Origin of the sequence: Demequina gelatinilytica, assembly GCF_000971115.1 — a bacterium.
Lineage (GTDB): Bacteria > Actinomycetota > Actinomycetes > Actinomycetales > Demequinaceae > Demequina > Demequina gelatinilytica.
This window is the reverse complement of sequence record NZ_BBLV01000003.1, coordinates 20,949-45,395: the sequence shown is the minus strand read 5'-3', so window position 1 is coordinate 45,395 and position 24,447 is coordinate 20,949. Positions and strand designations below refer to the sequence as shown.

Sequence of the window (24,447 nt, the reverse complement as noted above, 5' to 3'; positions counted from 1 at the left end):
CTAGCCTCGGCAGGGAGACCCGCGCCCCGAGGAGGCACCATGACCGTCGACCGCCCCGTCCGCATCGCCGTCCAGCTCCAGCCGCAGCACGCGACCTACGAGCGCATCCGTGACGTCGCCGCCGAGCTCGAGGATGCCGGCGTGGACATCCTGTTCAACTGGGACCACTTCTTCCCGCTGTACGGCGATCCCGACGGCCTCCACTTCGAGTCCTGGACCATGCTCGCGGCGCTCGCCGAGCAGACGTCCCGGGTCGAGATCGGCGCCCTGGTCAACTGCAACAGCTACCGCAACGCCCACCTGCAGGCGGACATGGCCCGGACCATCGACCACATCAGCGCGAAGGGCGGCACCGGGCGGTTCATCTTCGGCACCGGGTCCGGCTGGTTCGAGCGCGACTACGACGAGTACGGCTACCCGTTCGGCACCGCGGGCTCGCGTATCGACGCGCTCGGCGAGGCCCTGCCGGCGATCGAGGACAGGTGGTCCCGCCTCAACCCTGCGCCCACACGCAGGATCCCCGTGCTCATCGGCGGCGGGGGAGAGCGCAAGACGCTCCGCCTGGTCGCCAAGCACGCCGACATCTGGCACAGCTTCTCCGACCTGCCGACGCTCGAGCGCAAGCTCGGGATCCTCGCGCAGCACGGCGAGGCGGTCGGACGCGATGTGAGCGGCATCGAGATCTCGACCGAGGTCGGCAAGCGCACGATCGCCGACGCGACCGCGCTGCATGAGCATGGCGTCACGCTCTTCACGTTGGGCGCCGGCGGGCCCGACTACGCCATCCCGGGCCTCGACGAGTGGCTGTCGTGGCGCGACGGCCTGAACTCCTGACGCGCTCCGCGCGCCGGGGTCACACCCGCGGGCCGTGGATCTGCTGGTGCAGGCGCGCCATGCGGGCGTCGAGCTCCGTGGCGGTCGCGGCCGCCTCGCGCAGCTCCTCGGTGAGCGAATCGGGCACGCCGCCGTCGTACTTGTAGTGGATCTTGTGCTCGAGGCTCGCCCAGAAGTCCATCGCGACGGTACGGAACTGGACCTCGACCGGCACCGACACCGGGCCCGAGGACAGGTAGACGGGGATGTCGACCACGGCGTGGAGGCTCTGGTAGCCGTTCGGCTTCGGCTCGGCGATGTAGTCCTTGACCGTGCGGACGCTGACATCGTCCTGTCGCGTGAGGAGCTCGAACAGGCGGTAGACGTCGGACACGAAGCTGCACGTCACGCGGACGCCGGCGATGTCGGTGACGTGCTCGCGGATGCTCGCGAGATCGCGCGGGACGCCCTTGCGGGCGACCTTCTCGAGCAGGCTCTCCGGGGACTTCACGCGGCTCGAGATGTGCTCGATCGGGTTGTAGTCGCGCAGCTCGAGGAACTCGTCGCGCAGGATCGACAGCTTGGTCTCGATCTCGCGCAGCCCGAACTCGTACTGGAGGAGGAACTGCTGGATCTCCTTGCGGACCTCACGCACCTGCCCGGGGGACATCGCGCCCACGGCGTCCTCGCCCAGCCGCGCGATGGCCTCCATCGCGGTCGACTCCGTCATCGTGCTCCTGCCATCGCCGTGCGGGCGCGCTGCGCCCCTCCACAGTCCTGACGTGCGCGGGGCGGCCAGGGTTCCCGTGGGACGATGCGGTCAGCCGGGAAGCGCCGCCTCGGCGGCCGCGCGCCCGGCGGCGACCACCGCGCCGAGATCCTTGGTCTGCCACCATGTGCGCCCGCGGAGCGCGGGCTTGATGACCAGCACGTCCGGCCGGATCTCGAGCGCCCTGAGCGTCGTCGAGCTCGCGTAGCCGGGGACGTCCCACTCGGGCGCGACGCGCACCGCGATCACCGGGGACGCGCCCAGGCGCAGCGCCGCGTCGATCGGGAGGTTCGACTTGAGCCCGCCGTCCGCCAGCCGCCGACCGTCGAGCGTCACGGGTCGGAAGATCCCCGGGACCGAGATGGTCGCGCGCAGCGCGTCCACGAGCGATCCGCGATCGATGATCCTCTCCTCGCGCGCGACGATGTCCGTCGCGACCGCGGCGAAGCGCACCGGCAGGTCCTCGATCATCACGTCGCCGCCCACGAGCTCCGTGACGGATGCGCGCAGCGCCGCCGAGTCCAGCAGGCCCGGGCCCGGGCGCCGCGGCACCGAGGCGACGTCGCGCCACCGCAGGTCGAGCAGCAGCTCCTCGAGGCGGTAGGGATCGATGCCGTGCGCGTATGCGGCACCGACGAGCGCGCCGGCGGAGGTGCCGACCACGATGCTGGGGGTGATCCCGCGCTCATGGAGCACCTGGAGGACCCCGATGTGGGCGCCGCCGAGCGTCCCGCCGCCGCCCAGGCTGAGCCCCAGCGTGGGCGCGTGGCGCAGGTCGATCACGCTCTCACTCTAGGCGTGTGTACTGCGGTCGTAGCAGGCGCAGGTGTCCACGGCCGGACGATGTGCGGCGGGCCCGTTCTCGGGAGGCTTGAGTCATCGACACACAAGGAGATGAGATGAGCACCGCAGTCCCCACCGCACCGGTCCAGGACGCCGGCCCCGCCGCGCCCGCCACGCCCGATCTGCCCCTCTACGCAGGCCCGTCCGCGATCAGCGGCGGCCGGTGGCTCGTGGTGGTCGCGGCCTGCGCGGTCGCGTTCGCGCAGCTGTCGATCCCCGGCGACGGTCCCGCCCAGCGGTGGATCCACTCGATCCTGTTCCCGCTGATCCCGCTGCTCGCCCTCGCCTGGGCGGCGCCTCGGGGCTGGACCCGGCTGTTCCGCAAGGTGCGCGTCCGCCAGGTCCTCCAGATGGTCGGGTTCGCGGCGCTCAACCTCACGGTCAGCTTCGCCGCCGCGACCGCGCTCGGCGGTCTCATCGGCGCCAACCCCAACCCCGCCGCCGATCTGCTGTCCGAGGCGACGGGCCCCGAGCGGCTCAACTTCCTCGCCGCGACCATCCCCCAGCTGCTGGGCGAGGAGCTCATCACCATCCTGCCGCTCCTTGCGCTGATGTCCCTGCTGGTCCGTCGCCTCCGGTGGTCGCGCGGCGCGGCGCTCGCGGTCGCGTGGATCGGCACCGCCGTGGTGTTCGGCCTGCTCCACCTCCCGACCTACGGCTGGAACGTCCTTCAGTGCCTCGTCTTCATCGCGGTCGCCCGCCTGTTCCTGACGCTGGCCTACGTGGTGACGCGCAACCTCTGGGTCTCGACGGGCGCGCACATCCTCAACGACTGGGCGATGTTCTCGGTCTCGCTGCTCGTCCCGGCCGCCCTCATCTGAACCGTCGCCGACGCCCGCCGCACCCGCGGCGGGCGTCGCGCCGTCCCTGACCTGGAGAGGAAGGAGCGCCATGGTGCGACCCCGGTCGCTCCGCGCCCGGGCGGTGCGGGTGCTCGCCGTCGCGGGTCTGATCGCGGGCGTCTCCCTGGCCGCGGCGCCCGCCGAGGCCTCCCACCGGCCCTCGCCGTCCGGATGCGGGAGCGCCGCGGAGGCGATCCCTGTGCATGACCACCCCGGGTTCAGCCTCTCCGTCCGCGCGCTCGCCGAGGGGATCCTGGGCGCGACGCTCGCCGGCACGGCGGTGATCTTCCGCCGGCGCGAGCGTCGCTGATGCGCCGTGGTCCGGTCCCGCCACGCGGGTTCGCGGGCGCCGAAGGGTTAACCTACGCAACGTGACAGACGACCGCGACGGCGCCCCCGGCGGCGCGAGCCCCCGGCGCGTGCCGCCCTCGATCCAGCCGCGCAGCGGCCAGGAGCGCCCCGGCACCGCACGGCCCGCGGTGCCCGTGCGACGGCAGAGCGTGCGCCCCTCCGACGGTCAGCAGTACGACACCCCGCCGGGCCGGAGCCACGCCGCGGCGGCGCAGGGCTCGCGCACCGGCGCCCCGGCCGCGCCTGCCCAGGCGCGCCCCGCATCGTCCTCGAGCACGCGGACCGCCCCGCCACGGCAGGCGCCGCCGCCCGCCCCGACCCCGGCCCCGGCCAAGCGACGCCGCAAGCGCCACCCCGTACGCCGCATCCTCCTGGCGCTGCTCCTGATCCTCGTCGCGCTGCTGGTGATCTTCTACGCGTGGGTCTCGTCCCACATCAACCACGTCGACGCGCTCTCCGGGGCGCCGGGGACGCCGGGGCTCACCACCCTCATCGTCGGCTCGGACTCGCGCGAGGGGTGGGACGAGGACGGCACCGAGGGAGCGCGGACCGACACGATCATGCTGCTGCACAAGCCGGAGTCGGGGCCCACCGCGCTCATCAGCATCCCGCGCGACTCGTACGTCGAGATCCCGGGCAACGGGAAGAACAAGATCAACGCGTCGTTCGCGTGGGGCGGGCCGCAGCTGCTCGTCGAGACCGTCGAGGAGCTCACGGGGCTCACGGTGGACCGCTACCTCGAGGTGGGGTTCACGGGCGTGGCGGACATCGTCGACGCGGTCGGCGGCGTCGAGCTCTGCTACGACAGGACGGTCGACGACAAGCTCAGCCGCCTCAAGTGGAAGGCGGGCTGCCATGTCGCCGACGGCGATACCGCGCTGGCCTTCGCGCGGATGCGCTACAGCGACCCGCTGGGCGACATCGGTCGCGCCGAGCGTCAGCAGCAGGTGGTCGCGAAGGTCGCCGACAAGGTCCTGAGCCCGGGAACGGTGCTCAACCCGTTCCAGCTGGTGCCCACCGTCGGCGCCGGCCTCGACGCGTTCCGGGTCGACGAGGCCGCCGGACCGTTCGACCTGGTCCAGGTGGCTCTCGCCTTCAACTCGGGTCGCGGCGGCGACGCCGTCACCGGCACGCCGCCCATCACCTCGATGGGCTACTCGGTGGCCGGGGTGGGCTCGACGGTGCTGCTCGATGCGGACAAGGCGGATCAGTTCTGGGAGGACATCGCGACGGGCGCCTACGAGCCCGGCACGGAGGTGGGCGGAGCGCCCTGACGCAGCGGCGTATGCGCCCGGCCCCTCGCCCCCGCAGCCTCGCCCCCTCCGCAGCCTCGCCCCCCGCAGCCTCGCCCCCCGCAGCAACGGGTGCGGATCGTGCGCTGTGGGCGCGGCGACAGCCGGGATCCGGCGCGAATGGTGCGGCGTGCGTGTCACGCGCGGTGTCCCCAGCCAATCGGCGAGCGTGCGCTGTCCACCGCCACGCGGTGGTGGGGGGCAAGGCAGGGATCTCCGGACTGAGGTGGGCTCATGCCCGCGACCCGCGACAAGCCCCGAATGCCCCCCGAGGTCCACGACGGCGGCCTGAGCTTCAGCCGTGCCGAGCTCGTGCGGTCGACCTCGCCGCACGCGGTACGGATGGCGATCGCCTCGGGCGAGATCGCGCTCGTGCTCCCGGGCCGCTACGCGTCAGGTCCGCATGCCCGGTCATGGCTGGTCCGGTCCCACGCCGGCGTGTCCGTCACCCACGGGGTGGTGACCGGCAAGGCAGCGCTGCTGCTCGCTGGCGCGGAGAGACGCGCCCCGGACGTCATCGACGTGACCACGTCCGCCGCGCTGCGCGCACCCGCGGTGCCGTGGCTACGCGTCGAGCGCCAGCCGCGCCTCCCGCCGGCCGCTCGGTGGCGGGGGATCGACATCGCGCGACCCGCGTGGTCGGTGATCCACGAGTGGCGCAGGGGCAAGGGTACGGACCGCGTCGGCACCGTCCTCCGGGCGCTGCAGCGGAGGGTCTGCACCCCCGACGACGTCCGCGCGGCGATGCGCAGGACGCCCCGTGTCCGTGACCGCGCGGGCCTGCACCGCGTGCTCGAGGCGTTCGAGTCGGGTGCCCACAGCTTCCTCGAGCACGAGAGCCTCACGCGGGTGTTCGCCCACCGGGAGTTCTCGCGGTTCGTGCGGCAGCATCAGGTGGTCGCGCGCGGCGAGACGCGCTTCCTTGACATGTACGACCCCGCGACGCGCACCAACGTCGAGCTCGACGGCGACGAGTTCCACCTGCCGGGCGAGCAACGCGTGCGCGACAACCGCCGCGAGGCGGATCTCGCGACGCTCGGGATCCAAACCATCCGTCTCAGCTACGAGGACGTCATGGGTCGCCCCGCATGGTGCCGCGACATCGTGTCGGCGGTTCTGCGGAGCCGCGAATCGCACGATCAGCACCGATAGGCGTCGATAGATGCCGCCAGGCGACACGATTCGCACACATTGGCGGGGCGGGGTGGGCGGGGCGGGGCGGGAGGAGCGGGGCGGGAGGAGCGGGCGGGGCGGGGCGGGAGGAGCGGGAGGAGCGGCGTGGGCTGGGTGGGCGGGATGGGCGGGGCGGGGGACAGGGCGCGTGCAGCGTGGCTAGTCGACGTTGCTGGTGGGGCGCGTCGCCCTCGCCGCCCAGCGGATCGCGCGGGTCGCGAGCGCGCCGCCAGCCGGGCCGAAGGTGCGCGTCGACCAGCGATCCCTGCCGAGCATCCGGCTCGCCCAGCCCGGCAGCAGCGCCACCGCGCCCATGGCGAGCGTCGCGTAGGGAGCCCGCAGGGCGCGGCTCACCGGAGGCTCGCGCAGCAGGAAGTCCGCCGCGTCCTGGGCCTCGCGTGTCGCCTCGAGCTCGGGGCGGAACTCGTCGAGAGCGGCCTTCAGCCCTGCGACCGAGAACGGCAGGTCCGTCGCGCCGAGCCGCCCGCCCACCTGCGCGACCTGGGCCACGTACTCGTCGCGCTGTGCCGGGGAGAGCGGCCTCGCCCCGTAGCGCGTGTGGGCCGCGAGGAACGAGTCCGCCTCCGCGACATGCACCCAGCGCAGCAGGTGGGGATCCGAGGCGCGGTACTCGCGTCCGTCGGGGAGGCGGCCGCGCACCCGCTCGTGCACGGCGCGGATCCGGGCGACCGTCTCCTCGGCGTCGTCCACCGTCCCGAACGTGGTGAAGGCCAGGAACGTCGCGGTGCGCGACAGGCGGCCCCAGGGGTCGGACCGGTAGCCCGAGTGCCCCGCGACCCCCGCCATCGCGAGAGGATGGAGGGACTGGAGCAGCAGGGCGCGGACGCCGCCGACGTACATCGACGCGTCCCCGTGGACGATGCGGATCGCGCTGCCGGGTGCGAACCACCGCGGCCCGGGAGTCTCGTGGACACGCGCGCGGATCGCGGGCCCCTGGTCCCCGCCCACCTTGGCGAAGAGCGCCGCACCCATGTGGGCCCGCATGCGCTCGACGGGATGCGTGGTGGGGGTCACCCTGTCAGTATCGCCCCGCGTTAGGATGGCGCGCCGGTCTCGCTCAGCCCAGAGCCGACCACGAGGGCGGCAGATGCATGCCGCCGTGACCGGAGCCCCGCCCCACCGGAACAGGAGAGTGCATGCGCAAGCCCAGGTCTGCCGCTTCGTGGTGGGTGCGCTCGCGCTCGCAGCGTGCACGCGCATGGGTGACGGTGTGGACCGTGGTGCTGCTGTTCTCGGGACAGGGCTTCCGCTACCTCCTCGGGGTGCCGCTCTACGGCACGCTGTGCGTGCTGACGGTGGCCGCCGTCGCGGTGAGCTTCCGGCGCTTCCTCGGGCAGATGAGGGTGCCGCCCCTCATCGGCACCTTCGTCGCGCTCGCGGCGCTGAGCATCCTGTGGTCGGCCACTCCCGCCGTCTCGGTGCTCGCGGTCGCGGTGCTCGCCGCCACCACGTTCGTCGCGGTGCTGATCGCACGCGGCACGTCGCGAGGCCAGTTCATGGCGTTCCTCTACCGGGGGCTCCAGGTGAGCCTCCTGGGCGGGTTGCTGTTCGAGCTGTTCGTCGCGCTCGTGGTCCGCCACGACCTCACGCCGCTCGCGACCGATCTGTCGAGCATCGCGAAGGTCGACGGCGGTGGCGAGCCCATCACCTGGTCGCGGAACAACCTCTTCGCGGGAGGCCCGATCCAGGGCTTCGTCGGCAACCGCAACCCGTTCGCCGCGATCGCGCTCTTCACCGCGGTCGTCGCCGTCATCCTCCTGCTCGAGCGTCGCATCCGCGTGCTCGACGGCGCGCTGACGCTCGCGCTCGCCGTCGCCGTGCACCTGCTGACGTCCTCCGCGACGGTCGCGGTGGCCGCGGTCTACCTCACGGGTCTCACGGTGGCGGCGATCATGATCCGACGGTCACGTGCCGCGAACAAGCGCCGGCTGTCCTTCGCGGTGCTGGCTGTGACGGCGGTGGTCGCGGTGCTCACGCTGAAGTTCCGCGAGGAGATCTTCGCGATGTTCGACCGTGGCCCGGATGCGACCAACCGCACCGCGATCTGGGACCAGGTGGTCCAGTTCGCGTGGGATCGCCCCGAGGGCTGGGGCTATGTGGGCTACTGGCCCATCTGGGAGGACCCCTACAGGACCATCGTCGACAACGCCGGCGTGGTCGCGGCGCACGCGCACAACGCGTTCCTCGACGCGTGGTTGCAGCTGGGCCTCATCGGGCTGGTGCTGCTCATCGTGATGGTCGTGCTCTCGTTCGGGAGCGCGTGGCGACTGGTCGAGCGCGCGAGCCGAGGGGACACGTACATCCCCCTGGGCTGGGCGCTGCTGACCGCGGCGCTCGCGCTCCAGGCGCTCACCGAGTCGCGGCTGCTGGTGGAGGGCGGCTGGTTCCTCCTGGTGGTGCTGTTCGTCTCGGGACCCGGGGTCTTCACGCTCACCATCGTCGACCCGGCGCTCGTGCGCACGGGCGCGCCTTCCGACGACGTGGCTCAGGCCGAGGACCCCGTCACCGTCCTGACGCGCCCGCCGGTCTGACGCGCCCGCGCCGCTCACGCGAGGGCCGCGGTCACCTCCGCCGCGTCGAACGAGCCGAGCGGCACGGTGGCATGCCGCGCGGCGATGATGCGGGCTCCCTCCACCACGTAGGTGCCCGACTGCTGGAGACCGTGACGCACGAAGAGGCCCACGGCAGCGTGCGCGTCCTCGGAGGCGACCACGGTCGCCGCGAGAGCCGGGTGACGGCGCGCCACCGCGGCGGCCTCCGCCGCGCCGCCGGGCACGATCACCACCGCGGGCAGCCCCATGCGACCGATCGCCCGCAGGTGCTGATGGCACACGGGGCAGGTCGACGTGCGCATGAAGTAGAGCACCGTCCGGGGGGACGATGCGGCGAGCGTCTCGAGCGCGACGGGGGCGCCTGCGGCGGACACGAGCGCGAGCCGGGGCAGCGTGTCACCGGCGACGAGGGGCGCGGATAGGGTGGACATCGGAACTCCGATCGATAGATGAGCAAGCGTCCTGCCTAACAAGGCAGGGGGATTGCCTATTCCGGCTTGCGGGAGACAAGGTGACGTACGAGGTCGAGCTGGCCGCCTTCGCGACCGCGGCTCGGGAGGACATCGGCAGGCTGCTCGTCGACGCCTCGCGGGCCGTGACGGACGATGCGCTCGCTCGCGTCGACCCCTCGGGCACCTCGGGCGTGAGGGCGGCCCACGTCCCGGTCATCGCGGCGCTCGAGGCCGGGGGGAGCCGGGTCGCGGACCTCGCCCCGCGCATCGGCCACACGCGGCAGGCGGTCGCCGCGCTGGTGCGCGACCTCGAGACCGCCGGGATCGTCGAGGTGCGTCCGGACCCGCGCGACGGCCGGGCCTCGCTCGTCGGGCTCACCGCGACCGGCGCCGAGTTCTGCGCGCGCGCCACGGAGGCCATGCGCGCACGCGAGCAGGAGTGGAGGGCCGCATGGGGCGGCCCGGCGGTCGACGCCTTGCGCGAGGGGCTGACGCGCCTCGCCGGCGGGACCATGTGACGGCCGGACGGCAAGGAGACGACATGCGAGCGACGCTCATCCACGGCGAACGGGACATCAGGGTCGAGGACGTTCCCGCGCCGGTGCTCAGCACCGGCCTCGACGCGATCGTGCGCGTGGTCGCGGCGTGCGTGTGCGGCTCGGACCTGTGGCCGTACCGCGGCGTCACGGCCGTGAAGGCGCCCAGGCGCATCGGCCACGAGTTCGTCGGCGTGGTCGAGGAGGTGGGGGACCAGGTCGCGCAGGTGCGCCCCGGCGACTTCGTGATCGCGCCGTTCTACCAGTGCGACAACACGTGCGTGAACTGCCGCAACGGCATGACGGTGCACTGCCAGCACGGCGGATGGTGGGGCAGCGAGGCCGAGGGCCTCGGCTTCGCCGACGGCGGTCAGGGCGAGAAGGTGCGGGTCCCGCTCGCGGACGGGACGCTCGCGGTGGTGCCCGGCGGCATGCCGGACGATGCGATGATCCCGGGTCTCCTGACGCTGTCGGACGTCATGGGTACGGGCCACCACGCGGCCGTGTCGGGCGGCGTGACCGAGGGCTCGACCGTCGCGGTCGTGGGCGACGGCGCGGTGGGGCTGTGCGCGGTCATCGCGGCGAAGCGCCTCGGGGCGTCGCGCATCATCGCGATGTCGCGTCACGCGGACCGGCAGGCTCTTGCGCGCGAGCTCGGCGCCACGGACATCGTGCCCGAGCGCGGCGACGAGGGCATCGCGCGTCTCAAGGAGCTGTGCGACGGGATCGGCCCCGACGTGGTGCTGGAGTGCGTGGGCACCAAGGAGTCGATGGACCAGGCGCTGCGTTCCGCGCGTCCCAGCGGCCAGGTCGGCTTCGTCGGCGTCCCGAACGGGGGCCCCGAGCTTCCCGTGCGCACCATGTTCGACAGCAATGTGGGTGTCCGTGGCGGCGTCGCGCCGGTGCGCGGCTACATCGACGAGCTGCTGCCCGAGGTGCTGGACGGGCGGATCCGTCCGGGCCTCGTGTTCGACCTCGAGCTCCCGCTCGAGCGGGCCGCCGAGGCGTATCGCGCCATGGACGAGCGCACCGCCATCAAGGTGATGCTGCGTCCATGATCCTCCGCAGTTCCCGGATCGCGATCCTCGCCTCGATCGCGGTCCTTCTCGCGGCGTGCGCGGGTGCGGGCGAGACGTCCGACCTGCGAGGGGTCCCCACCGCGACGGCGGCGGCGTCGCCGTCGCCCGACGTCTCCGAGGCGAGCCCCGCATCGTCCGTCAGCGCGACGCCCACCCCCACGGGGTCGGCCCTCGAGGCGGCGCTCGCCCTCGCCGTTGAGGCGCCGGCGTCGACGGACGGCTACTCCCGCGAGGAGTTCGGTCCCGCGTGGGCGGATGTGGATCACAACGGCTGCGACACGCGCAACGACATGCTCCAGCTGCGTCTCACGGCCGTCGCGCTCGACGGCGCGTGCATCGTCCTCGAGGGCGATCTCGACGATCCCTACACGGGGACCGTCATCCACTTCGAGCGTGGTGGCGCGAGCGAGATCGACATCGACCACATGGTCGCGCTGTCCGCGGCGTGGCAGACGGGTGCGGGGGAGTGGGAGCCCGCCAAGCGCGTCGCGCTGGCCAACGACCCCCTCAACCTCGAGCCCGTCGATGCGGGGGAGAACCGGGCCAAGGGCGACGACGATGCCGCCGAATGGCTGCCGCCGAACAGGTCCTACCGATGCGAGTACGTCGCGCGGCAGGTGGCGGTCAAGACCAAGTACGGGCTGTGGGTCACCGCGGACGAGCGCGACGCGATCGTCGACGTGCTCGAGGGCTGCCCCGACCGGCTGCTTCCCGGCCCTGGGGACCAGCCGGTCCTCGCCGAGGGGGTCGGCGACGGTCCCGGGGACGATGCGGGGTCAGGTGGGAGCGCCTCGCCGTCACCGTCGCCGAGCGTCGCCGCGTCCACCGATCCGCGGTTCTCCTCCTGCGCGAAGGCGATCGCGGCGGGATTCGGCCCGTACCGCGAGGGCGTGGACGAGGAGTACGGGTGGTACCGGGACGGCGACGGGGACGGTACCGTCTGCGAGGGCTGAGGCGCCGCGGTCAGTGGCCCGAGAGCGCGTAGCACCCGCCGTCCATCACCGGGCCGAGTAGGTCCAGCTCCAGATCGCTCGCGGTGACGAGGCCCTCGACGCATCCGCCTGCGGGGCCGGCGCCGCTGAAGTGGAGGCCCTCGGCGTCCTCGTACGAGGCGGCGTGGCCGATGCCCTCCTCGCTCATCCCGGCGTCGACGAGCACCGCCTTGACGGCCTCCGGCGTGAGGGCGCCGTCGGCGCGCAGCGACTCGATCGCCCGGGTGATCTGCTCGCGCTCGCGCTCGAACGACGCGAAGGCCTCCTCGGAGACGGGCATGCGGTCCTTGTAGCGCTCGTTGCTCGCCATGAGGGCCTCGGGGTCGTACGGGATGCACCCGTCGGGGACCGGATCGCCTGCGGCCACGGGGCACGCGCGGACCGTCGGCTCCACCACGGCACCGGTGTCCGGGTCCGATGCGGTCGAGGAAGGATCCGCGCACGCCGCGAGCACGAGCGTCGCGGCGATCGCGAGCGGACCCATCCTCATGCGCCGACCGTATCCGAGCGCGCCGCGGGCGACCAGGGAGAAGCGCGCATCCCGCCTCCGCGTGGGCGCCGGGGACCGGGTTGCGTCATCGCATAACGCGATATATCGTGATAGCGCAACGATAGGAAGCAACGAAGGGAGCGGCTCATGAGGAGCACGCATCAGCACCATTCGCCGCGCGGGATGCGCGGCTACGGCCCGGGATGGGCCGTCAACAGCGACACGTCCGCGGAGCGGCCGATGCGCCGCCGGGGCGGATTCGGGCCTGGCGACGGCGCCGAGGCGCCGGGGGTCGACGGCCCCGGCCCGCGCGGTCGCGGTCATGGCGGTCCGGGACGAGGCGGCGGCCACGGCGGTCGCGGCAGGGGGAGGCACGGAGGCCGCTCACGCGGCGACATCCGCGCCGCGATCCTGCTGCTTCTCGCCGAGCAGCCGCGTCACGGCTACGACCTGATCCGCGCCGTCGAGGAGCGCAGCGGTGGCGCCTGGGTGCCCAGCCCGGGCTCGATCTACCCGACGCTCCAGGCGCTCGAGGACGAGGGCCTCGTCACGATCGAGGTGGTCGAGGGCCGCAAGACGGCCGCGCTCACCGAGGCGGGCGACGCCTGGACCGCCGAGCACGCGGCCGAGCTCGACGCGCTGTTCGACGTCGACGACCGCGAGAAGCGGGACATCGCCCTGCGCCAGGAGATGGCGGGCCTGCGCGATGCCGCCATCCACGTCGCGCGCCAGGGCGACGGTGAGCTCGCGGAGCGAGCGGTCGAGATCCTCGCGGCGGCCCGCCGCGACCTCTACCGGCTGCTCGCGGGCGACGCAGGCTGAGCCGGCGCCGTCATCGTCCCGGTGAACGGCTCTCGAGGCGCGGAGCGATCCGTGCCTCGAGGCCGGCGCGCACCGCGGGCCATTCGCGGTCGAGGATCGAGAACACCACCGTGTCCCGGAGCGTGCCGTCGTGCCAGCGCTGATGCTGGCGGAGCACGCCGTCCTGATGCGCGCCCAGCCGCGCGATCGCGGCGCGTGACTGATGGTTGTGCCAGTGGGTGCGCAGCTCGACCGCCATGCAGCCCAGCTCGTCGAAGGCGCGAGAGAGCAGCAGGAGCTTCATCGCGGGGTTGATCCCGGTGCCCTGCGCCTCGCGCCCGAGCCACGTGCTGCCGATCTCGAGGCGACCGTTGGCGGGGTCGAGGTTGAGGTAGGCGGTCATGCCCACCGCGGCGTCGCGTGCCGCATCGACCACCGCCCACGCCGCGATGCGTCCCGCGGCATGCGAGGCGAGCCGCGTCTCGATCTCGCTCGCCATGTCCTCCGGCGACGGGATCCGCGTGTACCAGGTGCGCCACAGCTCCCCGGGGGCCACGGCCCGCGCGAGATCATCCGCGTGGGAGGGCGCCAGAGGCTCGAGGCGCACCAGCGGATGCGTGAGCAGGGGCGACTCGTGGAAGGTCATGCCGGGAGCCTAGAGCCTCCCGCGCATCGTCACGCGGAGGCGGACGCCTCCTTGGCGGAGCGCTTCTCGGCCCTCTTCTCCGCCTTCTCGGCGGCCTTGGCCTCCTCGTGCTCCCGCTTGGCCTCGGCGGCCGCGGCGGCGGCCGCTCCGACGATCCCGGCGCCGTTGAGCAGGTCCGCCGGGATGATCGGCGCGCGCAGCCGCAGCTTGGGCAGGAACATGTGGTGCGACTTCGACACGCCGCCGCCCACGATGATGAGGTCGGGCCACAGCAGCCGTTCGAGCTCCGAGTAGTACTTCTGGAGCTGCTCGATCCACTGGTCCCAGTCGTAGCCGTAGCGGTCGCGCGCGGACTCGGCCGCGCGGTCCTCCGCATCGTGCCCGTCGATCATGATGTGGCCCAGCTCGAGGTTGGGCACCAGCGTGCCGTCGACGATCATCGCGGTGCCGATCCCCGTGCCCAGCGTGGTCATGAGGATCGAGCCGTTGCGCCCGTGCGCCGCTCCGAACTTGTACTCGCCGTAGCCGGCGGCGTCCGCATCGTTCAGGACGTGGACGTCGTGCCCCGCGTAGTCGCGGATGATCGCGCGAAGGTCCGTGCCGATCCACGAGTCGTCGACGTTGGCGGCGGTCTTGACGATGCCGTGCTGGACCACGCCCGGGAAGGCCACCCCGATGGGGACCTTCTTCGACGGGTTGAACTTCGCGATCACCCTGGCGACCGTGCGCGCGATCGCGTCGGGCGTCGAGGGCTGGGGGGTCGGGATCCGGTAGCGCTCGTCGGTGAACTTGCCGTTCTTGAGGTTGACGGGGGCGGCCTTGATCCCTGTGCCGCCGATGTCCACCCCGATCGCGATGTTCTTGCTCATGGCAGCGTCAGAACCTCCGGTCCGGTCTCCGTGATGACGATGGTGTGCTCGAACTGCGCGACCCACGAGCCGTCGTCGGTGACCACGGTCCAGCCGTCGTCCCATTCGTGGCTCTCCTCGGAGCCCATGCACAGCATCGGCTCGACGGTGAACGTCATGCCCACCTCGATGACGTCGTCGTGGTGGGGGGCGGCGTCGTAGTGGGGGATGATCAGCCCGGTGTGGAACGCGGGCCCCACGCCGTGGCCGGTGTAGCTGCGCACGGACTCGTAGCCGAACCGTGCGGCGTACTTCTCGATGACGCGGCCGATGATGTTGACCTGGCGGCCCGGCTGCGCGGCCTTGATGCCGCGCATCATCGCCTCATGCGTGACCTCGACCAGCTTCCGGGCCTCCTGCGATCCCTCGCCCGCGATGAACGAGCCGCAGTTGTCGCCGTGCACGCCATCCTTGAAGGCCGTGATGTCGACCTTGACGATGTCACCCTCCTCGATCACGGTCGAGTCGGGGATGCCGTGGCAGATGACCTCGTTCACGGAGGTGCACAGCGCCTTGGGGAACGGGGGACGTCCCGCGGCGCCGGGATACCCGAGGGTCGACGGGTAGGCGCCGTGGTCGAGCACGAACTCATGCCCGATGCGGTCGAGCTCCTCGGTGGTGACGCCGGGCGCGACGTGGCGCCCGACCTCGGCGAGCGCCTGGGCGGCGATCCTCGCGCTGATGCGGATCCTCTCGATGGTCTCGGCGCTGTGGACGTCTCCGCCCTGCCACATCGCCGCCCTCTTCTTGCCGACGTACTCCGGGCGGGCGATGGACTGGGGAACCTCGCGCCAAGGGGAGACGACGCCCTTGGTGACCTTCTCGCGTACAGGGCTCATGCCTGGCAGTCTATTCATGGAGGCGATGTCGATGTCGAACGGAGCGGGCGACCCCGTGCAGTACTGGTTCAACACCCGGACGGGCAAGGTGGAGAAGGGGCAGCAGAGCTCATGGGAGCACCTCATGGGCCCGTACCCGACGGCCGAGGAGGCCGCGGGGGCGCTCGAGATCGCGAAGCATCGCAACGAGTCCTGGGACGACGACGATGACGTCTGGCGCGGCAAGGACGGGTGACCGGCCGCGCCGAGCCGGGTTCCCGCTGCCCGCTGGTATCGAGGTCCAGTCAGGCGTGGTGGCGCCACGAGTGCTGCGGCTCGTAGCCGAGCACGCGGCGCGCCTTGTCGATCGACAGCAGCGTCTCGTGCTCGGCGAGCTCCTTGGTCACGGGGACCGCGGGGAACTCCGCCGCCGCCAGCTCGGCGGATGGCCGTGACATCACGGTGTCCGCATTCGCGACGATGAAGCGGTCGAAGCCGCGCGCCCGGTGGTCCAGCGCGCGTGACACCGCCTGAGCGCCGTCCCGGCCGTCGATGTAGCCCCAGAGGTTCCAGCGCCTTGCCTTCGGGTCCGCGTCGAACGCGGGGAACGCCGCGTAGTCCTCGACGTCCATGACGTTGGAGAAGCGCAGCGCGATGATCTTGAGCGCGGGGTCCCAGCGGCACAGCTGGATCGCCATCTGCTCCTCGAGGTGCTTCACCAGCGAGTAGTGGGACTCCGGCCGGGCGTCGTACTCCTCGTCGACGGGGATGTACGGCGGAGGCGTCTCGAAGGGCAGCCCGAGCACGGTCTCGGAGGACGCGTACACGATGTCGTCGACGCCTGCGCGCCGCGCGCCCTGGAACACGTTGAACGTGGCCGCCATGTTGTGGTGGAAGGTCGCGACGTCGGTCATCTGGCCGGGGGCCGGCACCGCGGCCAGGTGCACCACCGCGTCCACGCCGTCGAACCGATCCTGCACGCCGAACATCACGTCCATGGTCTGGCCCGCATCGGTGAGGTCGATGCGGGTGTAGTCGTGCGCAGGGGCGAGCGGCTTGACGTCCACCCGGTGCACGCTCCGGCCATCCTCGCGCAGGCGGGCGACCACGTGCCGCCCCAGCTTGCCCTCCGAGCCGGTGACGAGGATGGCGCCCATGGTCAGCTCTCGAACGTGTGCTCGGCCGCGGGGAAGGTGACGTCCTTGACCTCGCCGACGTAGGCGGCGGCCGCATCGGTCATCGCCTGGCCCACGGCCCCGAACTGCTTGGAGAAGCGCGGGTGCCAGTCGCCCACGCCCGCCATGTCGAGCCACACCAGCACCTGACCGTCGGTGTCAGGGCCCGCCCCGATGCCGATGGTCGGGATGTCGAGCGCCTCGGTGACCGCCTTGGCTGCGGGCGCGATGACCATCTCGAGGACCACCGCGAAGGCGCCGGCCTCCTGCAGCGCGAGGGCGTCGGCGACGATCTCCTCGATGCCGTGCTCGCCGCGGCCCTGGATGCGGCGGCCGCCCAGCGCGGTCTCCGACTGCGGGGTGAAGCCCAGGTGGCCGCAGAAGGGGATGCCCGCATCGGTGACGGCCTTGACCTGGCGCGCGATGCGGCGTCCGCCCTCGAACTTGATCGCATGCGCGCCCGAGAGCTTCACCATGCGGATCGAGGACTCGACGGCCTGCTCGGGGGAGACCTCGTAGGCGCCGAACGGGAGGTCCGCGACCACGAACGCGTGTTCGGCGCCGCGCACCACGGCGCGGGCGAACGGGATCATCTCGTCGAGCGTGAGGGGAACGGTCGACTCCATGCCGAGCATGTTGTCCCCCAGGGAGTCCCCGACCAGGAGGATGTCCGCGCCGCCGGCGTCGAACGCCCGGGCGGTGGGGAAGTCGTAGGCGGTGAGCATGGCGATCTTCTCGCCTCGCTGCTTCATCTCCTTGAAGTGGTGGATCCGGACCTTCTTGCGGCTCATGGCTTCAGCCTCTCACGATGCGGAACCCGCGGCGTCCCCCGGCGCAGGTGGTCGATGGTCGCCCGTAATCGTCCCTACGACAATCCGCTACCACTGCGATGCGAGAACCTGTGGATACCGACCAAGACCTACCCATTCCGTGGGGCTACACCTCGCGCCAGCGGCTGGTGATGGGGAGCCGCCGGTCCCTGCCGAACGCGAGCGCCGTGACCTTGGGGCCCGGCGGGTACTGGCGCCGCTTCCACTCGGCACGGTCCACCAGCGACAGCACGCGGTCCACCACGGCGGGATCGAAGCCGCGCGCGAGCAGCTCCTCGCGCCCCTCCGCGTGCTCGACGTAGGCGTCGAGCACCTCGTCGAGCACCTCGTACGGCGGCAGCGAGTCCTGGTCCACCTGGCCAGGACGGAGCTCGGCGGACGGCGGCTTGGTGATCGAGCTCTCGGGGATCGGCGCGACCTCGCCCCGGGCCGCGGCATACGCGTTGCGCCACCGCGCGAGCTGCCACACCCGGGTCTTGTCGAGGTCCTTGAGCGGCGCGAAGCCGCCGATCGAGCCCGCGTCGTAGATGGTCGCGTAGCCGGTGGCGAGCTCGGACTTGTTGCCGGGCGCGATCACCAGGTGGCCCTCGCGGTTCGACAGCCCCATGAGGATCACCCCGCGCAGGCGTGCCTGGAGGTTCTCCTCCGCGACGCCGGTGAGCGCGAGCTGGTCCTGGAACGCGGCGACCAGGTTCGCGATCGGCTCGACCCGGTAGTCGGCGCCGATGCGCTTGGCCAGGTCCGCCGCATCGTCCTTCGAGTGGTCGGAGGAGTGCTCGGACGGCATCGACACGCCCACCACGTTCTCCCCGCCGATCGCATCGGCCGCGATCGCGGCGGTGAGCGCCGAGTCGATGCCGCCGGACATCCCGAGGACCACGCTGCGGAAGCCGTTCTTCACCACGTAGTCGCGCAGGCCCGTGACGCAGGCCCAGTAGGTCTGCTCGTCGAGGTCCTCGCGGGGGGCGAGCCCCGAGACGGCCGCCGGTTCCCCGGCCGCAGGGACGTCCCACAGGATCATCGCGTCGGCGAAGCCGGGTGCCGAGGCGACCACGTCGCCGGTGGGGGAGACGATGAACGAGTGGCCGTCGAACACCAGGTCGTCCTGGCCGCCCCACAGGTTGACGTACGCGACGGGCGCGCCCACCTCGCGGGCCCGGCGGGCCGCCAGCTCGACCCGCGTGTGCCCCTTGCCCTCCTCGAACGGCGAGCCGTTGAGCACCACCAGCAGCCGCAGGTCCCGACCCGTGAGCTGCGCGACGGTCCCGCCGTCCTGCCAGATGTCCTCGCAGATCGCGATCCCCACGGGGGACGATGCGGCGGTCACCACGCACGGATCCTCGCCCGCGGCGAAGATCCGGCGCTCGTCGAACACGCCGTAGTTGGGCAGGTGGTGCTTGTTGTACCGGGCAGCGATGCCACCCCCGGTGATCACCACCGCCTGGTTGAACGGGCGCCCGCCCTGGGACACGCCCAGCGTGCCCAGGATCACCATGAGCTCGCCCATGCCCTCGGATGCGAGCGCCGCGGCGATGTCGTCGACCGCGCGTGCCGCCGCGCGCTGGAAGCTCTCGCGCAGCGCGAGGTCCTCGATCGGGTAGCCGGTGGTGGTCATCTCGGGGAACGCCACCACATGCGCGCCGAGCGCGTGCGCGGCGCGGCACCGGTCGAGCACAAGGGAAGCGTTACCAGCGATGTCGCCGACGCAGGTGTTGATCTGGGCGAGCGCGATGCGGAGGTCGGACATGGGTCAAGCGTAGGGCGGGCCGCGAGCCTTGCCGGGACACACGATGGACACATGGATGGTGCAGGATAGGCGGCATGGACAAGCAGCAGGAATATGTGCTCCGCAGCGTCGAGGAGCGCGACATCCGGTTCATCCGTCTGTGGTTCACGGATGTCCTGGGGATCCTCAAGTCGGTCGCGATCGCGCCGGCGGAGCTCGAGAACGCCTTCGCTGAGGGCATCGGCTTCGACGGCTCGGCCGTCGAGGGGCTCACGCGCGTGTACGAGGCGGACATGATCGCAAAGCCGGACCCGGCGAGCTTCCAGATCCTGCCGTGGCGCGGCGAGCGCCAGGGCGCGGCGCGCATGTTCTGCGACATCTACACGCCCGACGGCGAGCCCGCGCTGTCCGATCCGCGCCAGGTGCTCAAGCGCACGCTCGACAAGGCCTCGGATCAGGGCTTCAGCTTCTACACGCACCCCGAGATCGAGTTCTACCTGTTCAAGCAGTTCGAGAGCGGGCAGCAGCCGGTCCCCGTGGACCGCGCCGGGTACTTCGACAACGTGCCGCGGGGCACGGCTCACAACTTCCGCCGCGAGGCGATCACGATGCTCGAGAACATGGGCATCTCCGTCGAGTTCAGCCACCACGAGGCCGGCCCTGGCCAGAACGAGATCGACCTGCGCTATGCGGACGCCCTCACCACGGCCGACAACATCATGACGTTCCGCACGGTCATCAAGGAGGTCGCGCTCGAGCAGGGCGTGTTCGCCTCCTTCATGCCCAAGCCGCTGTTCGAGGCGCCGGGCTCGGGCATGCACACCCACATGAGCCTGTTCGAGGGCGACCGCAACGCGTTCCACGAGGCGGGAGCCGAGCTGGGGCTGTCGCTCACCGCGCGCCAGTTCATGGCGGGTCTGCTCAAGCACGCCCCCGAGATCACCGCGATCACCAACCAGTACGTCAACTCGTACAAGCGTCTGTGGGGCGGAGCCGAGGCGCCGTCGTACGTGTGCTGGGGATCGAACAACCGCTCGGCGCTGGTCCGCGTGCCCGTGCACAAGCCCGGCAAGAGCCAGTCGGCCCGTGTCGAGTACCGTGCGATGGACTCCGCCGCGAACCCGTACCTCGCGTTCTCGGTGCTGCTCGCCGCGGGCCTCAAGGGCATCGAGGAGGGCCTGGAGCTGCCGGACGGTGCGGAGGACGACGTGTGGGAGCTGTCGAACGCGGAGCGCCGCGCGCTCGGCTACGAGCCGCTGCCCACGTCGCTCGCGGAGGCGATCGCGGAGATGGAGAAGTCGGAGCTGGTCGCGGAGACCCTGGGCGAGCGCGTGTTCGACTTCGTGCTGCGCAACAAGCGCGCGGAGTGGGAGTCGTACCGCGCCCAGGTCACCCCGTACGAGCTCGACACCTACCTGTCGGTGCTCTGAACGGAGCGCCGTGAGCGCACGCGAGGTCTCCTTCACCACCCGGCTGCGGCGTGCGGGCGTCGACGACCCCGCACGCGCCGAGGGGCTCGTCCGCGAGATCCTCGAGGTCACCGGGATCGAGCTCGACGATCCGGCGACCGCCGTATCCTACCTGGCCGATCCCGACACCGGGCTGCTGCAGCTGCTCCGCCTGGCCGAGTCGGCGCGCGATCACGGCCATCTCGACACCCTGGTGCGTCTCGCATCGTCCCTTGCGGGCGCGAAGCTGGGCGTGCTGCTGGGCGGCTCGACCGCGCTCGGGGACTTCCTGATCCGTCATCCGGAGCACCTCGAGGACTTCGAGCGCTGGCCCGCGGACCAGCCCTTCACCGAGGTGGACACGCGAGCCGCGCTGCTCGAGGCGGTGGGCGCGGATCCGACGGACGAGGCGCCGGTCGCGTCCCTCGGGGGCCGGGAGGGTCACGCGGCGATGCGCATCGCGTACCGCCGAGCGCTCATGCGCATCGCGGCGGCGGACCTGTTCGAGCGCACGCCGCAGACGATCATGCCCGCGGTCGGGGCGGCGCTGGCCGACCTCGCGGGCGCGGCGCTCGAGGCGGGCCTCGCGATCGCGCGTCACGACGAGCCCGATCACGCCGCGACCCGGCTGGCGGTCATCGCGATGGGCAAGTGCGGCGCTCGCGAGCTCAACTACGTCTCCGATGTGGACGTCATCTACGTCGCGGAGCCGGCCGAGGGCGTCGAGGATGCGCGCTCGCTGCAGGTCGCGACGCGGCTCGCCGTCGCGACCGCGAAGGCGTGCGGCGGCATGGGGGTCGAGCCCGCGCTGTGGGAGGTGGACCCCAACCTGCGGCCCGAGGGCCGCGACGGTCCGCTGGTGCGCAACCTCGCGTCGCACGTCGCGTACTACGAGCGCTGGGCCCAGGGGTGGGAGTTCCAGGCGCTGCTCAAGGCACGGCCCGTGGCCGGCGATCCCGAGGTGGGGGAGCAGTACGTCGAGAGGCTCCACCCGATGGTGTGGAGCGCCGTCGAGCGCGAGGGCTTCGTGGAGGCCGCGCAGGCGATGCGCCGCCGTGTCGAGCAGCACGTGCCCGCCGCGGAGGCGGACCGGCAGATCAAGCTGGGGCCTGGCGGACTGCGCGACGTCGAGTTCACCATCCAGCTGCTCCAGCTGGTGCACGGCCGTGCTGACGAGTCGCTCCGGGTGCGCGGCACGCTCGACGCCCTCGCGCGGCTCCGGGCCGGCGGCTATGTGGGACGTCCGCAGGCGGCGGCCATGGACCGCTCGTACCGCCAGCTGCGGGTGTGGGAGCACCGCCTCCAGCTGCGCAAGCTCACGCGCACGCACCTCATGCCCGACAACGCGCACGACCGCAGGATCCTCGCGCGCGCCAGCGGCTTCGCGACCGTCGAGTACATGGACGAGGTATGGACGGACATCCGCCGCGACGTCCGTGCCATGCACCTCGAGATGTTCTACCGGCCCATCCTCCCGGTGGTCGCGCGGCTCAGCGCCGACGAGGCGCGGCTCGACGATGCCGCGGCCAAGGCGCGGCTCGCGGCGATCGGCTTCGTCGACCCGGCGGGGGCGTACCGCCACATCCAGGCGCTCACCGAGGGCGTGTCGCGCACCAAGGCGATCCAGCGGCAGCTCATGCCCGCGCTCATCGGGTGGTTCGCGCAGGGCGCCGATCCCGACGCGGGCCTGCTCGCGTTCCGGCAGCTCTCGGAGCAGCTGTCGGGCACCCAGTGGTACCTCAAGCTGCTGCGCGACTCGGGCACCGCGGCCGAGCGGTTGGCAAGGCTCCTGTCGACCTCGCAGTACGTGGCGCGCGCGCTGCTCGCGTCCGGCGGCGAGGCGGTGACGTGGCTCGATCGCGACGAGGACCTGGTGCCTCGCGACTACGCGCGCCTGTGGGGCGAGGCCGATGCGGTGCTGAGGCGGTCCAACGACCGCGATCAGGCGATCACCGCCTTGCGAGGCCTGCGCCGACGCGAGCTGTCCCGCGTGGCCGCCGCCGACGTGCTCGGCATGATCAACTCGTCCGCGGCGGCGCTCGCCGTGTCGCACAGCGCGGACATGCTCATCGAGGGGGCGCTGCGCATCGCGCGGGCCACCGTCGCGCAGGCGCGCGGGCTCGACGAGCTCCCGATCCGTTTCGCCGTGATCGCGATGGGCCGCTACGGCGGGCTCGAGATGGGCTACGCGTCCGACGCGGACGTGCAGTTCGTGTGGGACGGGGACGGCCCCGACGGCCAGGCGATCGCGGTGCAGCTCGCGCAGGAGATCCGCACGCTGCTGCAGAAGGTAGGGCCTCAGCCGCCGCTCGCGATCGATGCGGACCTGCGCCCCGAGGGGCGCAACGGACCGCTCGCCCGGTCGCTGGGCTCGTGCACCGAGTACTACGGACGGTGGTCGGACCCCTGGGAGGCGCAGGCGCTCCTGCGCGCGCGTCCGTGCGCGGGGGATGCGGGGCTGCGGGAGGACTTCCTGCGCATGATCGACCGCGTGCGCTACCCGCAGGAGCTGCCGTCGAGCGCGCTCAAGCAGATGCGCCTCCTCAAGGCGCGCATGGAGGCCGAGCGGCTGCCGCGCGGCATCGACCCGCGACGTCATCTCAAGCTGGGCCCCGGCGGGCTGTCCGACGTCGAGTGGGTGGTCCAGCTCACGCAGCTGCGCCACGGGCATGTGCACCGCGAGCTGCGCACCACCGTGACGCTCGACGCGCTCGAGGCGGCAGCGCGGCTCGACCTCATCGCGCGCCCCGACGCGACGCAGCTGCGCTCCGCCTGGGTGCTCGCGACCGACCTGCGGGGCGCGCTCGCGCTCCGCGGCAACGCCCGCGACACGGACGTGCTCCCGCCCGACCTCAAGGAGCTCGGCTTCCTCGCGGAGATCCTCGGCACGTCGCTGACCGGCTCCGAGCTCGACGAGCGCTACTCGCGCAACTCGCGACGCGCCCGCGCGGTGACCGAGCGCCTGTTCTTCGGCTGGGACGAGGACTCGCGGTGAGGGCGCTCCGGACCGTCGCCTCGGCGATCCTCATCCTGCTCGGTGCCTCGCTCATCGCATCGTGGGCCGTGGGCGGCGTCCTGGTGCGGACGGTCGAGGACGGCACCGCGGTGCATGGCATCGCGGAGCGCGCGCTCGCGAGCGACGCGATCGTCGACGCCGCGGCCGACGCCATGGCGGACGGCGCGCTCGACGCGATCGCGGAGGCGGGCGTGGACCTCGAGCGCCTGGGCCTCGATACGGCGGTGAGGAACGCGATCGAGGGCGCGGCGCGGTCCGAGGACTTCCGTGACGCGGTGCTGGACCAGATCGATGCGGCGCACGCCCAGTTCGCGGCGGAGGTGACAGCCGAGGATCGTGCGCCCGCGCCCCTGCTCATCGACATCGACGCATCGGGGTACGTCAACGCGCGCATCGACGACGTCCCCGGGGTCGGCACGCGGGTGCCCGACCTGGTGCTCGAGCCCGTGCCCGTGCGCGTGCTGGGCGCGGACGCGTTCGAGCGCGTGCGTACCGGCTACGGCTACGCGGAGCTCGCGCAGCGGTGGGGGCTGTGGGCCGGCATCGCGTGCATCGTGCTCGGGCTGGTGGCGACGCACCGGACACGGTGGTTCCTCGCGAAGGCGGGCCTCGCGGTCGGCGCCGTCGCGGGCGGGCTCTGGCTGGTGCTCACGTGGTGCGGTGTCGAGGGGATCGCGCGAGCGCTGCCCGGCGGTCAGGACGGCGCGGCGGGGGAGGCCCTGCTGCGCATCGTCACCGAGGAGGGCGTGGACGCGCTCGCGTCGCGGCTCGGCGTGGTGGCGCTCATCGGCCTCGCCGTCGGCGTCGCCGCGCTTGCGGGAGCGCTCGTCCTGGGGCGCCGTCGGGCCTGAACGGCGGCGTCGACGCTCGTCGC

Annotated in this window: 25 protein-coding genes; 14 read left to right on the top strand and 11 right to left on the bottom strand. The window is 72.3% G+C overall.

The genetic code is table 11. The features are described from left to right. The first annotated feature begins 39 nt into the window (after positions 1–39). Positions 40–834, top strand: a complete 795-nt coding sequence (locus AOM00_RS02765; protein WP_062516353.1) for an LLM class F420-dependent oxidoreductase — start codon at positions 40–42, stop codon at positions 832–834. Between the two features lie 19 nt (positions 835–853). Here AOM00_RS02765 and AOM00_RS02760 read toward each other — a convergent pair whose 3' ends face one another. After that, positions 854–1,483 carry a GTP pyrophosphokinase gene (locus AOM00_RS02760; protein WP_228373395.1) on the bottom strand — a complete coding sequence of 210 codons (630 nt, stop codon included), beginning with the start codon at positions 1,481–1,483 and terminating at the stop codon, positions 854–856. A gap of 150 nt (positions 1,484–1,633) precedes the next feature. Beyond that, positions 1,634–2,365, bottom strand: a complete 732-nt coding sequence (locus AOM00_RS02755; RefSeq protein WP_062516352.1) for a patatin-like phospholipase family protein — start codon at positions 2,363–2,365, stop codon at positions 1,634–1,636. 116 nt (positions 2,366–2,481) lie between these two features. Between AOM00_RS02755 and AOM00_RS02750 the strand changes: the two genes are divergently transcribed. The 4 genes from AOM00_RS02750 to AOM00_RS02735 all read left to right on the top strand — a co-directional run bounded on the left by AOM00_RS02750 (position 2,482) and on the right by AOM00_RS02735 (position 6,062). Next, positions 2,482–3,246 (top strand): CPBP family intramembrane glutamic endopeptidase, encoded by a 765-nt coding sequence (locus AOM00_RS02750; RefSeq protein WP_062516351.1) that lies wholly within the window; start codon positions 2,482–2,484, stop codon positions 3,244–3,246. Between the two features lie 70 nt (positions 3,247–3,316). Then, a complete protein-coding gene (locus AOM00_RS02745; RefSeq protein WP_062516350.1) occupies positions 3,317–3,577 on the top strand; it encodes a hypothetical protein in 261 nt (86 codons plus the stop codon). Between the two features lie 61 nt (positions 3,578–3,638). Next, entirely contained in the window at positions 3,639–4,892 is a 1,254-nt protein-coding gene (locus AOM00_RS02740; protein WP_228373385.1) for an LCP family protein, read from the top strand. A gap of 252 nt (positions 4,893–5,144) precedes the next feature. Continuing rightward, positions 5,145–6,062: an endonuclease domain-containing protein gene (locus AOM00_RS02735; protein ID WP_156159000.1), complete on the top strand. Its 918-nt coding sequence runs from the start codon at positions 5,145–5,147 to the stop codon at positions 6,060–6,062. 180 nt (positions 6,063–6,242) lie between these two features. On the opposite strand, the gene AOM00_RS02730 is transcribed toward AOM00_RS02735, so the two are convergent. Continuing rightward, positions 6,243–7,118: an oxygenase MpaB family protein gene (locus AOM00_RS02730; RefSeq protein ID WP_228373384.1), complete on the bottom strand. Its 876-nt coding sequence runs from the start codon at positions 7,116–7,118 to the stop codon at positions 6,243–6,245. 122 nt (positions 7,119–7,240) lie between these two features. Between AOM00_RS02730 and AOM00_RS02725 the strand changes: the two genes are divergently transcribed. Beyond that, on the top strand, positions 7,241–8,635 hold the full coding sequence (locus tag AOM00_RS02725; protein ID WP_062516347.1) for an O-antigen ligase family protein: 1,395 nt from the start codon (positions 7,241–7,243) through the stop codon (positions 8,633–8,635). A 14-nt stretch (positions 8,636–8,649) separates the two neighbouring features. On the opposite strand, the gene AOM00_RS02720 is transcribed toward AOM00_RS02725, so the two are convergent. After that, positions 8,650–9,087: a thioredoxin domain-containing protein gene (locus AOM00_RS02720; protein WP_062516346.1), complete on the bottom strand. Its 438-nt coding sequence runs from the start codon at positions 9,085–9,087 to the stop codon at positions 8,650–8,652. An 80-nt stretch (positions 9,088–9,167) separates the two neighbouring features. On the opposite strand from AOM00_RS02720, the gene AOM00_RS02715 reads away from it, so the two are divergent. The 3 genes from AOM00_RS02715 to AOM00_RS02705 are packed head-to-tail and all read left to right on the top strand — an operon-like array spanning position 9,168 to position 11,676. Then, entirely contained in the window at positions 9,168–9,626 is a 459-nt protein-coding gene (locus AOM00_RS02715) for a MarR family winged helix-turn-helix transcriptional regulator (protein ID WP_062516345.1), read from the top strand. Positions 9,627–9,649: 23 nt separating this feature from the next. Next, the gene (locus AOM00_RS02710) at positions 9,650–10,702 is read left to right on the top strand and encodes a zinc-dependent alcohol dehydrogenase family protein (protein WP_062516344.1); all 1,053 of its coding nucleotides are present in this window, start codon (positions 9,650–9,652) and stop codon (positions 10,700–10,702) included. Further along, positions 10,699–11,676, top strand: a complete 978-nt coding sequence (locus AOM00_RS02705) for a GmrSD restriction endonuclease domain-containing protein (RefSeq protein WP_082096461.1) — start codon at positions 10,699–10,701, stop codon at positions 11,674–11,676. The genes AOM00_RS02710 and AOM00_RS02705 overlap by 4 nt, the downstream gene beginning before the upstream one ends. A gap of 10 nt (positions 11,677–11,686) precedes the next feature. On the opposite strand, the gene AOM00_RS02700 is transcribed toward AOM00_RS02705, so the two are convergent. Continuing rightward, a complete protein-coding gene (locus AOM00_RS02700; protein WP_156158998.1) occupies positions 11,687–12,205 on the bottom strand; it encodes a hypothetical protein in 519 nt (172 codons plus the stop codon). Positions 12,206–12,352: 147 nt separating this feature from the next. Here AOM00_RS02700 and AOM00_RS02695 point away from each other — a divergent pair, with 147 nt between their 5' ends. Beyond that, positions 12,353–13,027, top strand: coding sequence for a PadR family transcriptional regulator (locus AOM00_RS02695; protein ID WP_082096458.1), 675 nt, complete (start codon positions 12,353–12,355; stop codon positions 13,025–13,027). A gap of 10 nt (positions 13,028–13,037) precedes the next feature. Here AOM00_RS02695 and AOM00_RS02690 read toward each other — a convergent pair whose 3' ends face one another. The 3 genes from AOM00_RS02690 to map are packed head-to-tail and all read right to left on the bottom strand — an operon-like array spanning position 13,038 to position 15,399. After that, positions 13,038–13,652, bottom strand: a complete 615-nt coding sequence (locus AOM00_RS02690; protein ID WP_062516341.1) for a GNAT family N-acetyltransferase — start codon at positions 13,650–13,652, stop codon at positions 13,038–13,040. A gap of 29 nt (positions 13,653–13,681) precedes the next feature. Then, positions 13,682–14,521 carry a polyphosphate--glucose phosphotransferase gene (ppgK, locus tag AOM00_RS02685; RefSeq protein ID WP_062516340.1) on the bottom strand — a complete coding sequence of 280 codons (840 nt, stop codon included), beginning with the start codon at positions 14,519–14,521 and terminating at the stop codon, positions 13,682–13,684. Beyond that, positions 14,518–15,399 (bottom strand): type I methionyl aminopeptidase, encoded by an 882-nt coding sequence (map, locus tag AOM00_RS02680; RefSeq protein WP_062516339.1) that lies wholly within the window; start codon positions 15,397–15,399, stop codon positions 14,518–14,520. The genes ppgK and map overlap by 4 nt, the downstream gene beginning before the upstream one ends. Before the next feature lie 31 nt (positions 15,400–15,430). Here map and AOM00_RS02675 point away from each other — a divergent pair, with 31 nt between their 5' ends. Further along, positions 15,431–15,634: an SPOR domain-containing protein gene (locus tag AOM00_RS02675; protein ID WP_174442328.1), complete on the top strand. Its 204-nt coding sequence runs from the start codon at positions 15,431–15,433 to the stop codon at positions 15,632–15,634. A gap of 49 nt (positions 15,635–15,683) precedes the next feature. Here AOM00_RS02675 and AOM00_RS02670 read toward each other — a convergent pair whose 3' ends face one another. From AOM00_RS02670 to AOM00_RS02660, 3 genes are all read right to left on the bottom strand, one after another. After that, positions 15,684–16,535, bottom strand: coding sequence for an NAD-dependent epimerase/dehydratase family protein (locus AOM00_RS02670; RefSeq protein ID WP_062516337.1), 852 nt, complete (start codon positions 16,533–16,535; stop codon positions 15,684–15,686). Between the two features lie 2 nt (positions 16,536–16,537). Beyond that, positions 16,538–17,344: a 3-methyl-2-oxobutanoate hydroxymethyltransferase gene (panB, locus tag AOM00_RS02665; protein WP_062516336.1), complete on the bottom strand. Its 807-nt coding sequence runs from the start codon at positions 17,342–17,344 to the stop codon at positions 16,538–16,540. A gap of 145 nt (positions 17,345–17,489) precedes the next feature. Next, positions 17,490–19,130, bottom strand: coding sequence for an NAD+ synthase (locus AOM00_RS02660; RefSeq protein ID WP_062516335.1), 1,641 nt, complete (start codon positions 19,128–19,130; stop codon positions 17,490–17,492). Between the two features lie 74 nt (positions 19,131–19,204). Here AOM00_RS02660 and glnA point away from each other — a divergent pair, with 74 nt between their 5' ends. Genes glnA through AOM00_RS02645 form a run of 3 tightly spaced genes read left to right on the top strand, consistent with a single transcriptional unit; the run spans position 19,205 to position 24,424 of the window. Continuing rightward, entirely contained in the window at positions 19,205–20,539 is a 1,335-nt protein-coding gene (glnA, locus tag AOM00_RS02655) for a type I glutamate--ammonia ligase (RefSeq protein WP_062516334.1), read from the top strand. Positions 20,540–20,549: 10 nt separating this feature from the next. Further along, positions 20,550–23,552, top strand: coding sequence for a bifunctional [glutamine synthetase] adenylyltransferase/[glutamine synthetase]-adenylyl-L-tyrosine phosphorylase (locus AOM00_RS02650; RefSeq protein WP_062516333.1), 3,003 nt, complete (start codon positions 20,550–20,552; stop codon positions 23,550–23,552). Continuing rightward, positions 23,549–24,424: a hypothetical protein gene (locus AOM00_RS02645; protein ID WP_062516332.1), complete on the top strand. Its 876-nt coding sequence runs from the start codon at positions 23,549–23,551 to the stop codon at positions 24,422–24,424. The genes AOM00_RS02650 and AOM00_RS02645 overlap by 4 nt, the downstream gene beginning before the upstream one ends. Positions 24,425–24,447 lie beyond the last annotated feature (23 nt).

Bases quoted from the DNA above. Each gene is read 5' to 3' on its own strand.
- AOM00_RS02765 (WP_062516353.1), top strand. From the start codon at position 40: ATGACCGTCGACCGCCCCGTCCGCATCGCCGTCCAGCTCCAGCCGCAG.
- AOM00_RS02700 (WP_156158998.1), bottom strand. From the start codon at position 12,205: ATGAGGATGGGTCCGCTCGCGATCGCCGCGACGCTCGTGCTCGCGGCG.
- map (WP_062516339.1), bottom strand. From the start codon at position 15,399: ATGAGCCCTGTACGCGAGAAGGTCACCAAGGGCGTCGTCTCCCCTTGG.
- AOM00_RS02750 (WP_062516351.1), top strand. From the start codon at position 2,482: ATGAGCACCGCAGTCCCCACCGCACCGGTCCAGGACGCCGGCCCCGCC.
- AOM00_RS02760 (WP_228373395.1), bottom strand. From the start codon at position 1,483: ATGTCCCCCGGGCAGGTGCGTGAGGTCCGCAAGGAGATCCAGCAGTTC.
- AOM00_RS02720 (WP_062516346.1), bottom strand. From the start codon at position 9,087: ATGTCCACCCTATCCGCGCCCCTCGTCGCCGGTGACACGCTGCCCCGG.
- ppgK (WP_062516340.1), bottom strand. From the start codon at position 14,521: ATGAGCAAGAACATCGCGATCGGGGTGGACATCGGCGGCACAGGGATC.
- AOM00_RS02745 (WP_062516350.1), top strand. From the start codon at position 3,317: ATGGTGCGACCCCGGTCGCTCCGCGCCCGGGCGGTGCGGGTGCTCGCC.
- AOM00_RS02675 (WP_174442328.1), top strand. From the start codon at position 15,431: ATGTCGAACGGAGCGGGCGACCCCGTGCAGTACTGGTTCAACACCCGG.
- AOM00_RS02670 (WP_062516337.1), bottom strand. From the start codon at position 16,535: ATGGGCGCCATCCTCGTCACCGGCTCGGAGGGCAAGCTGGGGCGGCAC.
- AOM00_RS02735 (WP_156159000.1), top strand. From the start codon at position 5,145: ATGCCCGCGACCCGCGACAAGCCCCGAATGCCCCCCGAGGTCCACGAC.
- AOM00_RS02705 (WP_082096461.1), top strand. From the start codon at position 10,699: ATGATCCTCCGCAGTTCCCGGATCGCGATCCTCGCCTCGATCGCGGTC.
- AOM00_RS02710 (WP_062516344.1), top strand. From the start codon at position 9,650: ATGCGAGCGACGCTCATCCACGGCGAACGGGACATCAGGGTCGAGGAC.
- AOM00_RS02660 (WP_062516335.1), bottom strand. From the start codon at position 19,130: ATGTCCGACCTCCGCATCGCGCTCGCCCAGATCAACACCTGCGTCGGC.
- AOM00_RS02725 (WP_062516347.1), top strand. From the start codon at position 7,241: ATGCGCAAGCCCAGGTCTGCCGCTTCGTGGTGGGTGCGCTCGCGCTCG.
- AOM00_RS02695 (WP_082096458.1), top strand. From the start codon at position 12,353: ATGAGGAGCACGCATCAGCACCATTCGCCGCGCGGGATGCGCGGCTAC.
- AOM00_RS02690 (WP_062516341.1), bottom strand. From the start codon at position 13,652: ATGACCTTCCACGAGTCGCCCCTGCTCACGCATCCGCTGGTGCGCCTC.
- glnA (WP_062516334.1), top strand. From the start codon at position 19,205: ATGGACAAGCAGCAGGAATATGTGCTCCGCAGCGTCGAGGAGCGCGAC.
- panB (WP_062516336.1), bottom strand. From the start codon at position 17,344: ATGAGCCGCAAGAAGGTCCGGATCCACCACTTCAAGGAGATGAAGCAG.